General features: G+C 59.8%; 8 protein-coding genes and 2 pseudogenes. 2 read left to right on the top strand and 8 right to left on the bottom strand.

Going from position 1 to position 13,111, the window contains the following annotated elements; translation table 11 throughout:
• Nucleotides 1-28: 28 nt before the first annotated feature.
• Nucleotides 29-840 (top strand): annotated as a pseudogene (gene tcdA, locus M1B35_RS05255) (tRNA cyclic N6-threonylcarbamoyladenosine(37) synthase TcdA).
• A gap of 519 nt (nt 841-1,359) precedes the next feature.
• Here tcdA and M1B35_RS05250 read toward each other — a convergent pair.
• The 4 genes from M1B35_RS05250 to M1B35_RS05235 form a co-directional block, all read right to left on the bottom strand.
• Nucleotides 1,360-1,764, bottom strand: a complete 405-nt coding sequence (locus M1B35_RS05250; protein ID WP_268261405.1) for a SufE family protein — start codon at nt 1,762-1,764, stop codon at nt 1,360-1,362.
• The gene (locus M1B35_RS05245; protein WP_268261404.1) at nt 1,761-2,966 is read right to left on the bottom strand and encodes an aminotransferase class V-fold PLP-dependent enzyme; all 1,206 of its coding nucleotides are present in this window, start codon (nt 2,964-2,966) and stop codon (nt 1,761-1,763) included. The genes M1B35_RS05250 and M1B35_RS05245 overlap by 4 nt, the downstream gene beginning before the upstream one ends.
• 76 nt (nt 2,967-3,042) lie before the next feature.
• The gene (gene dapD / locus M1B35_RS05240) at nt 3,043-4,077 is read right to left on the bottom strand and encodes a 2,3,4,5-tetrahydropyridine-2,6-dicarboxylate N-succinyltransferase (RefSeq protein WP_123336714.1); all 1,035 of its coding nucleotides are present in this window, start codon (nt 4,075-4,077) and stop codon (nt 3,043-3,045) included.
• Nucleotides 4,078-4,110: 33 nt separating this feature from the next.
• The gene (locus M1B35_RS05235; protein ID WP_425273392.1) at nt 4,111-4,419 is read right to left on the bottom strand and encodes an arsenate reductase; all 309 of its coding nucleotides are present in this window, start codon (nt 4,417-4,419) and stop codon (nt 4,111-4,113) included.
• 288 nt (nt 4,420-4,707) lie between these two features.
• On the opposite strand from M1B35_RS05235, the gene M1B35_RS05230 reads away from it, so the two are divergent.
• A complete protein-coding gene (locus M1B35_RS05230; RefSeq protein WP_268261403.1) occupies nt 4,708-6,354 on the top strand; it encodes a Na+/H+ antiporter in 1,647 nt (548 codons plus the stop codon).
• Here M1B35_RS05230 and M1B35_RS05225 read toward each other — a convergent pair.
• The 4 genes and pseudogenes from M1B35_RS05225 to M1B35_RS05210 all read right to left on the bottom strand — a co-directional run bounded on the left by M1B35_RS05225 (nt 6,273) and on the right by M1B35_RS05210 (nt 13,101).
• Nucleotides 6,273-6,653: an AAA family ATPase gene (locus M1B35_RS05225; RefSeq protein ID WP_268261444.1), complete on the bottom strand. Its 381-nt coding sequence runs from the start codon at nt 6,651-6,653 to the stop codon at nt 6,273-6,275. The two genes, M1B35_RS05230 and M1B35_RS05225, sit on opposite strands and share 82 nt — an antisense overlap.
• A 1,031-nt stretch (nt 6,654-7,684) precedes the next feature.
• Nucleotides 7,685-8,662 carry a hypothetical protein gene (locus tag M1B35_RS05220; protein ID WP_268261402.1) on the bottom strand — a complete coding sequence of 326 codons (978 nt, stop codon included), beginning with the start codon at nt 8,660-8,662 and terminating at the stop codon, nt 7,685-7,687.
• A gap of 504 nt (nt 8,663-9,166) precedes the next feature.
• A complete protein-coding gene (gene dapC / locus M1B35_RS05215) occupies nt 9,167-10,366 on the bottom strand; it encodes a succinyldiaminopimelate transaminase (protein ID WP_268261401.1) in 1,200 nt (399 codons plus the stop codon).
• 39 nt (nt 10,367-10,405) lie between these two features.
• Nucleotides 10,406-13,101: pseudogene (locus tag M1B35_RS05210) on the bottom strand ([protein-PII] uridylyltransferase).
• Nucleotides 13,102-13,111 lie beyond the last annotated feature (10 nt).

The raw sequence follows: 13,111 nt of genomic DNA, 5'->3' as shown, positions 1-13,111 counted from the left end.
ATGCGCGCCGGTTTTTGGGGTAATGGTCATGAGTACAGAAGATCCGCGGTTTGCTGGTGTCGCCCGTTTGTATGGCATTGAGGGCCTGGAGCGGCTGCGCGCGGCCCATGTGGCGATCGTCGGGGTCGGCGGCGTCGGTTCCTGGGCGGCGGAAGCCATCGCCCGTTGCGGTGTCGGCGAGATCTCGCTGTTCGACCTGGACGACGTGTGTGTGAGCAACAGCAACCGCCAATTGCATGCCTTGGACAGCACCGTGGGCCGGGCCAAGGTCGAGGTCATGGCCGAACGCCTGCGGGGCATCAACCCGGATTGTCGGGTGCACGCGGTGGCGGATTTCGTGACCCGCGAGACCATGGCCGAGTACATCACGCCGAACATCGATTGCGTGATCGACTGCATCGACAGCGTGAATGCCAAGGCGGCGCTGATCGCCTGGTGCAAGCGCCGCAAGATCCAGATCATCACCACCGGCGGTGCAGGCGGGCAGATCGACCCGACCCTGATCCAGGTCTGCGACTTGAACCGCACCTTCAACGACCCGCTGGCCTCCAAGGTGCGCTCGACTTTGCGTCGCGACTACGGTTTTTCACGCACCGTGACCCGTCATTACAGCGTGCCTTGTGTGTTTTCCACCGAGCAACTGCGCTACCCGAAGCCGGACGGCAGCATTTGCCTGCAGAAGAGTTTTGTCGGCGACGGCGTGAAGCTGGACTGCGCCGCGGTTTTGGCGCAGTGATGATGGTGACGGCGACCTTCGGCATGGTGGCGGCCACCAAGGCTGTGGATAAAATCGTCGCCGGCGTGCGGCGCCCCGCCGAGCGCAGCAAACCCGCCGCCTAAATACATTGTTCGCATAACCTTGCAGGCGCTGGCTCGCCAGCGATTACGCCCGCAAGAGCGATGCAAGACTCAAAGGCCTGATCGCCGGCAAGCCGGCTCCTACGGTAGAACGCCCAACGGTGTTTTGTAGGCGCTGGCTCGCCAGCGATTACGCCCGCAAGAACCATGCACACCTCAAAGGCCTGATCGCCGGCAAGCCGGCTCCTACGGTAGAACGCCCTACGATGTTTTGTAGGAGCTGGCTCGCCAGCGATGACGCCCGCAAGAACGATGCAAGACTCAAAGGCCTGATCGCCGGCAAGCCGGCTCCCACGGTAGAACGCCTAACGGTGTTTTGTAGGCGCTGGCTCGCCAGCGATTAGGCCCGCAAGAGCGATGCAAGACTCAAAGGCCTGATCGCCGGCAAGCCGGCTCCTACGGTAGAGCGCCCAACGGTGTTTTGTAGGCGCTGGCTCGCCAGCGATTAAGTCCGCAAGGACGACGCAAGGCTCAAAGGCCTGATCGCCGGCAAGCCGGCTCCTACAGGGCCAGTTCGCGCATGCGCTGGAGCACGGCATTTAATCCGTTGCTGCGGGACGGCGAAAGCTGGCGCGACAGGCCCAGTTGATTGAACCAGTCCGCCAGGTCCACCTCGCGCAACTGCTCTGCCGACAAACCGTTGACCCGTGCCAACAGCAGCGCCACCAAGCCGCGAATCAATCGTGCATCGCTGCCGGCCGCGAACTGCCATTGCCCCTCTGCCAGCGTGCCCACCAGCCAGACCTGGCTCTCACAGCCATGCACTCGATTGGCTTCGACCTTGTCGGCCTCACTCAGAGGCGGCAGACGCTCGCCCCATTGCATCAGCAAGCGCGCCCGCTGTTCCCAGCCGGCTGCCTGCTCAAAGGTGTCCAGCGCCTTGGCGGCGTCGACGGGCAGGCTCATCGCAACAGCTCCAGGGCTTGATCCAGGGCTTCGAAAAAGCGCTCCAGGTCCTCGGAGTCGTTGTACAAGGCCAGGGACACGCGAATCGCCCCGGCCAAGCCAAAGCCTTTCAACAATGGCATCGCACAATGATGCCCGGCACGCACGGCGATTCCCTGCTCCGCCAGCAGGTGCGCCAGGTCAGCGTTGTGCACGCCGTCGACGACAAAGCTGGCCAGGGCCAGTTGCGGCCGGCCCAGCAAGCGAACGCCATTGCGGGCCTGCAAACCGTGGAGCAAATAGTCATGCAGCGCCGCCTCGTGGGCGTTGACGGCGTCCTGGTCCAGGCCGTCCAGGTAATCCAGGGTCGCGCCCAGGCCGATCACGCTGGCAATCGGCGGGGTTCCAGCCTCGAAACCCAGGGGTGCCGGGCGGAAACTGGCGTGCTGGTACTCGGCTTCCTGGACCATTTCGCCGCCGAATTGCCAGTGGTGCAGGGCCTTCAGCGCTTCGTTGCGGCCGAACAGCACGCCCACGCCGTCGGGGCCATAGAGTTTGTGGCTGGAAAACACATAGAAGTCGCAACCCAGGGCCTGCACATCGTGGCGCCCGTGCACCACGCCCTGGGCGCCGTCGACCACGGTCAGGGCGCCCCGGGCCTTGGCCAGGGCCAGCAATGGGGTCAAGGGTTGCCAGGCGCCGAGGACATTGGACAGCTGGCTCACCGCCAATAGGCGGGTGCGCGGGCCAATCAGCCCGGTGGCGGCCTCGATGTCGATCAGGCCGTCGGCATCCAGGGGCAGTACCTGCAGTTTGAGGCCGCGACGTTGCGCCAGTTGCTGCCAGGGCAGCAGGTTGGCGTGGTGTTCCAGGGCGCTGATGACAATTTCATCGCCCGTTTCGAATTGGTGTTCCAGGCCGTAGGCCAGGAGGTTCAGCGCGGAGGTCGCGCCGTGGGTAAAGACGATCTGCCCGCAGTCACCGGCATTCAGCCATTGCGCGACTTTGCTGCGGCTGTCCTCGAACGCCTGGGTGGCGTGGGCGCCGGGCAAGTGTTGGGCACGATGCACATTGGCGGCGCCATTGGCGTAGTAGTGCGCCAGGGCATCCAGCAGGGCTTGGGGTTTTTGCGTGGTGGCGGCGTTGTCCAGGTAGGTCTGGTCTTGCCGTTGCAGGGCGGCGATGGCCGGAAAGTCGGCGCGCCAGGGGGAGGGCACAAGCATGGTGGTCAAGACTCGTTTGAGCAGGCCGGGCGCTGATGATACGCGCCCGGTCGCTGCTATGGCATCGAGTCGCTGCTTAGTTGTGAGCGTGCAGCGCTTCGTTCAGTTCGATGGCCGATTTGTGGGTTTTGCATTCCACGGCACCGGTCTCCGAATTGCGACGGAACAGCAGGTCCGGCTGGCCGGCCAGTTCGCGGGCCTTGAGCACTTTGACCAGTTGGTTGTTCTCGTCCAGCAGCGCCACCTTGGTCCCGGCGGTCACGTACAGGCCCGATTCCACGGTGTTGCGGTCGCCCAGGGGAATGCCGATACCGGCGTTGGCGCCGATCAGGCAGCCTTCGCCAACCTTGATCACGATGTTGCCGCCGCCCGACAGGGTGCCCATGGTCGAGCAACCGCCGCCCAGGTCCGAACCCTTGCCGACGAATACGCCAGCCGAGACACGGCCTTCGATCATGCCCGGGCCTTCGGTACCGGCGTTGAAGTTGACGAAACCTTCGTGCATCACAGTGGTGCCTTCGCCGATGTAGGCGCCCAGGCGGATCCGTGCGCTGTCAGCGATACGCACGCCGCTCGGCACCACGTAGTCGGTCATTTTCGGGAACTTGTCCACGGAGAACACTTCCAGCAGCTCGCCACGCAGGCGGGCTTCCAGTTGGCGCTCGGCCAGCTCGCTCAGGTCGATGGCGCCCTGGCTGGTCCAGGCCACGTTCGGCAGCAGCGGGAACACACCGGCCAGGCTCAGGCCGTGAGGCTTGACCAGGCGATGGGACAACAGGTGCAGCTTCAGGTAAGCCTCTGGGGTCGAGGTCAGTTGGGCGTCTTCGGCCAGAAGGGTCGCGACCAGGGGCTTGTGGCTTTCGGCCAGGCGGGTCAGCAGCGCGGCCTGGGTGGCGTCGATGCTCTTCAGGGCTTCAGCCAGTTGCGCGGCCTGGGTGTTGTTGAAGGTGATGGCCTGGTTGCCTTCGCTGTAGCCCAGCACCGGGGCCACGGCAGCGACCAGTTCGGCCGATGGGTTGAGCAATGGTGCTGCGTAAAACACTTCCAGCCATGCGCCTTGACGATTCTGGGTGCCGACGCCGAAGGCCAGGCTGAACAGAGTAGTGGACATGCAGTTACCTCTTACAAAAATGAATGGGCAGGTTTACTTGAGCGCTGCCGCATAGATATCTGGCTTGAAGCCAATCAGGGTTCGGTCACCGAGATCGAGCACCGGGCGCTTGATCATCGAGGGTTGGGCGAGCATCAGTTCGATGGCTTTCGTCTGGTCGAGATCGGCTTTGCGTTCGTCTTCGAGTTTGCGAAAGGTCGTGCCTGCGCGGTTCAACACCACTTGCCAGCCATGCTCGTCGCACCATTGCGTCAGGTGTTCACGGTCAATGCCGGCGGTTTTGTAGTCGTGGAAGTCGTAGCTGATAGCGTGTTCATCGAGCCAGGTGCGCGCCTTTTTCATGGTGTCGCAGGCTTTGATGCCGAAAAGGTGCAACGTTTTGCTTGAAGCGGTCAAGGAATTGCCCCCTTTGCAGTGTCGGAAAATAAAGGTGGAGGATTATGCCATGCCCGCGCCGGTTCGGGCTCCGCCAGAGCCGGGCTTTAGTCGCTTTGTGTTGCAGGGCGTTGGCCGCTTGCGACCTTTGTGCAGCGGCCAGCATCTAGCTTAAGGGGCTAATATGGCACTTCGACTGCGATTATTACCTCAGATAGGTACGATTTTTCTGTTTGGGTCAGGGACTTCCGCTTTATGCAAACCGCTTATACCGTCCTCATCTTGCTGATGCTGGTGAGTGTCTCGCGCCTGGTGGGGCGGATGATTCCACTGCCGTTGCCACTAGTACAGATTGCCGCCGGGGCCTTGCTGGCTTGGCCGACCCTGGGGTTGCACGTGGCCCTGGACCCGGAGCTGTTCCTGTTTCTGTTCCTGCCCCCGCTGTTGTTTTCCGATGGCTGGCGCATGCCCAAGCGTGAACTCTGGCGCCTGCGCGGGCCGATCTTGACCCTGGCCGTGGGGCTGGTGCTGTTTACTGTGGTCGGCGCGGGTTACTTCATTCACTGGCTGTTGCCGAGTATTCCCTTGCCGGTGGCGTTTGCCCTGGCGGCAGTGTTATCGCCGACGGACGCGGTGGCGGTCTCGGCGATATCTCAGAATCGATTGCCCACGCCCTTGATGCACATGCTTCAGGGCGAGGCGTTGATGAACGATGCGTCCGGCCTGGTGACCTTCAAGTTCGCCCTGGCTGCAGCCGTGACCGGGGTGTTTTCCCTGGCCAATGCCAGCCTGACGTTTGTCCTGGTGGCGCTGGGCGGCCTGGCCATTGGCGTGGCCTTGAGCTGGCTGGTGGGGCGCTTGCGGGCCTGGATGATCGCCCGTGGCTGGGACGACCCGGCGACCCATGTGGTGTTCATGCTCCTGTTGCCGTTTGCCGCCTATGTGCTGGCCGAGCGCCTGGGAGCCTCCGGCATCCTCTCGGCGGTGGCGGCCGGCATGATGCAGAGTTGGCTCGACCTGTTGCCGCGCCAGACCAGCACCCGGCTGCTCAATCGCAGCGTCTGGTCATTGCTGGAGTTTGCTTTCAACGGCCTGATCTTCCTCCTGCTGGGCTTGCAGTTGCCGGACATCATCAAGGCGGTGGCCAGCCATGAAACCTCGTTGTGGCCGACGCTGTTCTATCGTTGCCTGGATGTGGTGGCGATCTTCCTGGTGTTGTTGGTGCTGCGCTTTGTCTGGGTGCAGAGCATCTGGCGCCTGTCCGGGCTGTTGCGACGCTGGCGCGGCAAGGGTGAGCTGACCCTGGTGCCCACGGCGCGTTCCTGCTGGTTACTGACGGTGGGCGGGGTACGCGGGGCGGTGACCCTGGCCGGCGTGATGTCGGTGCCTTTGCTGTTGGCCCCCGGGGAGGTGTTCCCCGAGCGTGACCTGCTGATCTTCATTGCTGCCGGGGTGATCCTGCTGTCCCTGGTGGCGGCCTGTGTGGCCTTGCCCCTGTTGTTGCGAGGCATCGAGAAAAGCCCCGACGACAAGCGCCGTGGTGAAGTGCGGGATGCCTGGCGCAAGACGGCTGAAGCGGCGATTCATGCCCTGGAGGCCGAGGAATTGGATGAGCCCGCCCAAGCCCCGGACGCCGCCCTGGCGGCGCTGGCGACCGAACTCAAGGCGCGCTTGATGTCGGAATATCGCCATCAGTTGGAGGTCTTCAATGATTCCGCCGAGGCCCAGGCCCTGGCTTCGCAGATGGATCTGCTGGAGCGCAAGCTGCGCCTGAAAGCCCTGCGCGCCCAGCGGCTGGAGCTTTATCGGTTGAGCCGGCATCACCAGATTGGCGACGACGTGCTACGCGAGGTGTTGGCGGAGCTGGATTTGAGCGAGGCGAATCTGGGGGCGGTGAAGTGAAGGTGGTTTATGTTGGCAGTGGCAAACACGAAAATCGGTGCGGTTTTCTCTTGCATCCAGGTCAGCAGAGTGCGAAATATTCGGGTGGCGGTCCCTCCATCTAAAGAGCCGCTGGAGGAGCCAGAGAGACCCTTTTCAATTTCGTCGATCCAAAGGATGCAGGGTGAAATAGCTTTGGCAGTTTGAAGTGCAGAGCGAATATTGGACTCCGATGAACCTACGATACCTTGAAATATCTTGCCCATATCAAGGTGTAGCAACGGCATGTTCCATGAGGAAGATACACACTTCGCGGTCAAGGACTTACCACCGCCGGGAACACCGGTAAGCAGCAGGCCTTTGGGTCTGCCTACACCAAACTCCTTGGCGGCTTGGCCGAAGCACTGGCCACTAAGATGCAGCCATTTTTTTAGCGTACCCAAGCCTCCAACATCATCCAGGTTCAGTTGAGAGTCTATGTACTCCAGGATTCCGGTTTTGCGGATGATCTGCTTTTCTCTTCCCGCGCCTTTTCTTCACAGAAGTCCGGTGCCAGTTTCAGGTCAAAGGTTTTATCTTCGGCAGCGGCGTCGTTTGTCTGGATGCCTTGCGTCGAATTTCATAGGGAAAACGATGGTTAAGTGACTTGGCGATGTCGCCCAGTACAGCTACAACACATTTTTCTTCAAAGGATTCAATAATCAGAATTGCATAACGTGCTTTTAGGTGGTTGGTAATTTTCTAGGTACGGTTCATCTTGGGCATCTTTTCACTGTCTTGTGCTATTTCTGCTGTATAGGGAGTTCGGTCTTGGTCATGTCGAGACCTGAAACAAAGAATTCAACAATTTTTGTTGTTCTGAAGAGGTTGATATCTATTCTGTCGCTGATTTTGATGAACTGCTTGCTTTGATAAGGACGTATGGCGTTGCTGTTATAGAGGCCAGCGAGTGTCAGATCCACGGCCTTGTACCCACACGACTATGCGCAGCCCGGGACCGTTGGCACGACTCAGCTCGGTATGATGCAAGTGGATGTATATCTAGAGCCTCGCGCTCAGTATTTGCAGCGTCTGTCCCTATGCATCACCGTGTTTTCCGGTTTTCATTCGGTTATAAGTTCCGCTGAGGGGCTGGCCAGCAGTGATTCAATTCTTCAGTACGCTTTGTGCATATATCGCCTTTCACGTCCAACACATCCTCGTAGCCAGGATTTCGAAGTGTCAGCTTGCTGAAAAAGTTGTATTTGCAAGTCAACTCGGTTGTGGGTGTTGGTCTGAGTTTTATAAGTGCCTTTATTATGGTTTCTTCGCCGGTATAAGTGAGCCAGGATTTTGTGCGGTGTTACACTGCCTATAACTCCAGCTTTCTACCTGGCATGATTTCTTTGGCGTTTTTTATGTCGTTCAATATGGTTTGCGCGATTTCTATGCTTCGAGCTACTTCTAATGTTTTAGGGTTGGATGTTTTGGGCGGTGCTGTATCTTCGGCTGTAATTGCTTGGCGACTGATTGAGGCTGTTTTTGCGGTGTTTTCACCAAGCAGTTTATTATCGATTACTTCAAGAAGTCGTTTTATAATCAACTTCGGATTTGAAGTTGATTTGTTGTCAAGTTGAATGCGCAGTACTGCGTCAGTGCCGTCATCGAAAATTAGCTTGATATGATGTGTCTCAGTTTTGTCGGCGATTATGCCTATCTGAGTAATTTGATTCAGGTCGCGGGAAAGTTTTTCCCAGAACTTTCCATTGAAGGAGGCAATGACCAATTTGTTCGCAGTGGCAACAAAAGCATTACTGCCTTTTCGTATGTTATCTGTACTGAAGTTCTGGTAGCTTGCTAGCGCTTTTTCTCCGGGGTCGATTCCCAGTGACGAAACAAGATAGAGGTTTGTCGAAAAATCTATGTCTTCATGACGTTTTATGGATTTTGAAATTTGGTAAAAGATAATTAGGGCGGTAGTGGTTATGGCGATTATTGAGATGTAAATAGAAGGCATAAGCAGTGAAAGGCCAATGGCGAGCAAGGGGAGTGTCAGAGCAGCATATTTTATAGACTTTTGTGCTTTGGCTTGCGTTGATCGATAACCGATAAATGATTGTCTCGGAATATATTTATTTGTTGGAATGAATAGAATGACGGCGGCCAAGCCAAAGAAAATTACGCCCATCAGTCCTACTAAGGCAGACCCGATCCGGCCGGTTTGCAAGCCATTGATAAATGCCAGGGCGCCAGTCGCAATAAAAATAGGAAGCGTCGCAAGAATGGCTAAGCCACGGGCCTTCCCCTCTTTATCTATGAGCATCTTCCATAGGGGAATAATTGTTATCACTGCTTCTCTCCTTGATGGGCAACGTCTACGGTCTTGACGCGATGTTTTTCGTATTAAATGCAACGCATTCTATACAGGCAGTTGCTAAAAAGAATGCTGGCAAGCATTTGGCTGAGGCGGACTGTATCGAAATGGTCCAATTTTCTCGAGAGTGAGGGATTAAAAAACGAGGGGGTAATGCAGTCCTCAGGGATGGACTACTGTTTGGTATCGGAAACGGAAATCCAGAAAAATGCTGATATCAATCAGCATCGCGATGCTTGTGTTCAATGCGTTATAGCTAGAGGAGGCCTGTCGATGGGGATGTCGCAGGCCTGCATCCAGCGGCTGGATAGGGTGGGCGTAAATGCAGGAGTCACGGGCGGCAGGCTGGAGTGCGCAATAGCCGGTAAGAACACCAAGAGTTTTTGGGGGGAGGGCTTACCGGGGGATGGCGTCCTGACGGGCGGAGATGATTGCGAGTCTCCCTTGGGTAAGCCCTGTGATCTCAGGGCCTGTTTGAGATTAGTTGCGGCGTTGAATAAACGCGCGAATCCGCTCGGCCGCCTCGACGCATTCCGCCAGCGGCGCTACCAGCGCCATGCGCACGCGGCCGGCGCCCGGGTTGGTGCCGTCCACATCCCGCGACAGGTAGGAGCCCGGAACCACGGTCACGTGTTCCTGTTCGAACAGGTCGCGGCAGAACGCGGCGTCATCACCGGCCACGTTCGGCCACAGGTAGAAGCTGCCGTCCGGGCGTTGTACGTCCATCACGGGTGAGAGGATCGCCAGCACCGCATCGAACTTCTCGCGGTACAGGGCGCGGTTCGCGCGCACGTGCACTTCATCGTTCCAGGCGGCGATGCTGGCCAGTTGGGTTTGTACCGGCATGGCGCAGCCGTGATAGGTGCGGTACAGCAGGAAACCCTTGAGGATCTCGGCATCGCCGGCCACGAAACCGGAGCGCAGGCCCGGCAGATTGGAGCGTTTGGACAGGCTGTGGAACACCACGCAGCGTTTGAAGTCCCGGCGGCCCAGCTCGACGCAGGCGCTGAGCAGGCCCGGGGGCGGGGTTTGCTCGTCGAAGTAGAGTTCGCTGTAGCACTCGTCGGCGGCGATCACGAAGTCGTGCTCATCGGCCAGGGCGATGAGTTTTTTCAGCACGTCGACGGGAATCAGTGCGCCGGTGGGGTTGCCAGGCGAGCACAGGAACAGGATCTGGCAGCGCTGCCAGATTTCGGCCGGCACGGCGTCGAAGTCCGGGTTGAAGCCGTTTTCGTCGAGGCACGGCAGGTAGTGCGGTTTGGCCCCGGCGAGAAAGGCTGCGCCTTCGTAGATTTGATAGAACGGGTTGGGGCTGACCACCAAGGCGTCGTCGCCACGGTTGACCACGGTCTGAGTGAAGGCGAACAGTGCTTCACGGGTGCCGTTGACCGGCAGCACGTTGCGCGCCGGGTCGATCCAGCCGGCCGGCACGCCGAAGCGTCGTTCGCACCAGCCAGCGATGGCTTCACGCAGGGCCGGGATACCCAGGGTGGTCGGGTACACGGCCATCTGGTCGAGGTTATTGGCCAGGGCTTCGGCGACAAAGCTCGGCGAGCGGTGCTTGGGTTCGCCAATGGACAGGGCGATCGGGCGCTTGTCCGGGTTGGGCGTGACACTGCCGAGTAGGGCGCGAAGTTTTTCGAACGGGTAAGGCTGCAACTGGTTCAGAGCGTTGTTCATCGGTGCGGTGTCTCACTCAATGCGTTGGTTCGTGGCGCGTCAGATGCTCAGGCGCGTCATTTCAGGTTCGTGGCTCACGCTCAGCTGTTCGACGATGGCGTCCTGCAGGCGGCGGCACAGTTCCGGGTCGGACAGCGGCTGGTTGTGCGCGTCGGTGATGAAGAACACGTCTTCCACGCGCTCGCCCAGGGTGGCGATCTTGGCGTTCTGCAGTGACAGGTCGAACTCCAGGAAGATCTTGCCGATCCGCGCCAGCAGCCCGGGACGATCCGGTGCACTGAGTTCCAGCACCGTGACCGGGCGCTGGGCGTCGTTGTGGATGGTCACTTGCGGGGCGAAGGCAAAGTGCTTGAGCTGGCGCGGGACGCGGCGCTGGATGATGGTCGGATAGTCGTCCGGGTTGCGCACAGCCTCGGTCAAGCCGTCGCGGATCTGTTTGATCCGCTGCGGATTGTTGCCGATCGAGCCGCCGTCGTTGTCGAGCACGATGTAGGTGTCGAGGGTGAACTGGCTGCTGGAAGTGATAATTCGCGCGTCGTGAATGTTCAGGTTGAGCTGATCCATGGCTGCCACGGTCACGGCGAAGAAGTCGTGCTGGTCCGGGGCGTAGATAAATATCTGCGTGCCGCCTTCAAACTCGCGCTGGGTGATTTCCTTGATTAACACCAGCGGGCCACCATCGGCGGGCTGCTGGAGGATGGCATCGCTGTGCCAGGCCACGTCGCCGGCGGTGTGGCGCAGGAAGTAGTCATCCCCCAGCTGCGCCCAGAGTTGCTCGACGTCGTCCGGGTCGGTGCCGCTGCGCACCAGGATGTCCAGGGCCGCGCTCTGGGTCTGGCGGATCTGCTCTTCGCGGTCCACAGGGTTTTCCAGGCCGCGACGCAGGGCACGCTTGGTCTCGGTGTAGAGCTGGCGCAGCAGGCTGGCGCGCCAGGAGTTCCACAGCGAGGGGTTGGTGGCGTTGATGTCGGCCACCGTCAGCACATAGAGGTAGTCGAGGCGCGTCTGGTCCATCACGACCTGGGCGAAATCGTGGATCACCTGCGGGTCGGACAGGTCCTTGCGCTGGGCGGTGGTGGACATCACCAGGTGGTTCTGCACCAGCCAGACAATCAGGCGGCTGTCCCACAGGGGCAATTGGTGCCGCGTGCAGAAGGCTTCGGCATCCACCGCGCCGATTTCCGAGTGGTCGCCGTGGCGACCCTTGCCGATGTCGTGGTACAGGCCGGCGAGGTAGATCAGCTCGGGCTTGGGCAGTTTGCCCATGAGCTTGCTGGCCAGCGGGAATTTATCCGAAACCTGGGTGTACTGCAGTTTGCGCAGGTGTTTGATCAGGTTCAGGGTGTGGGCATCCACGGTGTAGATGTGGAACAGGTCGTGCTGCATCTGGCCGACGATAAAGCCGAATTCAGGCAGGTAGCGCCCGAGGATGCCGTAACGGTTCATGCGCCGCAGGTTGCGGTGGATGCCGATCTCGCATTTGAACAGCTCGATAAACAGGCTGGTATTGCGGATATCGTTGCGGAAATCGTCGTCGATCAGGTGCCGATGTTCGCGTAGCAGGCGGATGGTGTCGGCGCGCACGCCCTTGATTTCCGGGTGCTGGGCCATCAGCACGAAAATCTCCAGCATGGCGAACGGCGTGCGGCGGAACACGTTGTCGTTGATCGCCTCGATGTAGCCGTCGTGCAGTTGGAAGCGCGAGTTGATCGGCTGGGGCGGCGCTTCGTCTTCCGGGGCCAGGATCACTTCTTCGAAGTGCTGGATGATCAGGTCGCTGAGCTGAGCGATGCTCATTACCACCCGGTAGTACTGCTGCATAAAGCTTTCGATGGCCTGCTTGGCGTCATCGCCTTCAAAGCCCAGGAGCTTGGCGATGGAGCGCTGATGGTCGAACAGCAGGCGGTCTTCGGCGCGGCCGGCGAGCATGTGCAGGGCGTAGCGGACTTTCCAGATGAATTCCTGGGACGAGGCCAGCAGGGCGTTTTCGCTCTCCACCAGAAAGCCTTCGCCGGCCAGGGCTCGAAGGTTCAGGGTGCCGTACTGGCGCCGGGCAACCCAGAGAATGGTCTGGATGTCTCGCAGCCCGCCAGGGGAGCCTTTGACGTTAGGTTCTAGGTTGTATTCGGTGTCGTTGTACTTGTGGTGGCGGGCCTTCTGCTCGGCGCGCTTGGCCAGGAAGAAGTCCTTGCTGGGCCACATATGGGCGGTGCTGGTGACCTCGAGCATGCGCTGGCGCAAGTGCTCGGGGCCGGCAATGGTGCGGCTTTCCATCAGGTTGGTGATCACCGTCAGGTCGCCCGGGCCTCTTGGGCGCACTCGTCCACCGAACGAACGCTTTGCCCCACTTCCAGGCCGATGTCCCAGAGCAGGGTGAGGAAGCGCTCGATGGAGTCGCGGAAGATTTCATGGTCGGCGCTGTCCAGCAGGATCAGCAGGTCGATGTCGGAGTAGGGGTGCAGCTCGCCGCGCCCGTAACCGCCGACTGCCACCAGGGCGATGTCGGCGTCCTCGCTCCAGTTGAACTGGTCCCAGGCCTTTTGCAGGATGTTGTCGACGAACCAGGCCCGGTCCTCGATAAGCCGGCGGATATCCCGTCCGCTGCGAAAGCGCGCGTCGAGCACTTCATGTGCCTGACGGATGGCTTTCTTGAAGGCGGCGATGGGGCTTGCCTTCAGGGCCAGTTCAGCCTGGAACTGGCCGCGGTCGAACAACTCGGGATCCACCTGCGGCATCGATTGGCTT

This window comes from Pseudomonas morbosilactucae, assembly GCF_023241665.1.
GTDB classification, from domain to species: Bacteria; Pseudomonadota; Gammaproteobacteria; order Pseudomonadales; family Pseudomonadaceae; genus Aquipseudomonas; species Aquipseudomonas morbosilactucae.
This window is presented reverse-complemented; position numbering and strand designations above follow the sequence as displayed.

Bases quoted from the DNA above. Each gene is read 5' to 3' on its own strand.
- M1B35_RS05250 (WP_268261405.1), bottom strand. From the start codon at position 1,764: ATGAGCCTGCCCGTCGACGCCGCCAAGGCGCTGGACACCTTTGAGCAG.
- M1B35_RS05245 (WP_268261404.1), bottom strand. From the start codon at position 2,966: ATGCTTGTGCCCTCCCCCTGGCGCGCCGACTTTCCGGCCATCGCCGCC.
- dapD (WP_123336714.1), bottom strand. From the start codon at position 4,077: ATGTCCACTACTCTGTTCAGCCTGGCCTTCGGCGTCGGCACCCAGAAT.
- M1B35_RS05235 (WP_425273392.1), bottom strand. From the start codon at position 4,419: ATGAAAAAGGCGCGCACCTGGCTCGATGAACACGCTATCAGCTACGAC.
- M1B35_RS05230 (WP_268261403.1), top strand. From the start codon at position 4,708: ATGCAAACCGCTTATACCGTCCTCATCTTGCTGATGCTGGTGAGTGTC.
- dapC (WP_268261401.1), bottom strand. From the start codon at position 10,366: ATGAACAACGCTCTGAACCAGTTGCAGCCTTACCCGTTCGAAAAACTT.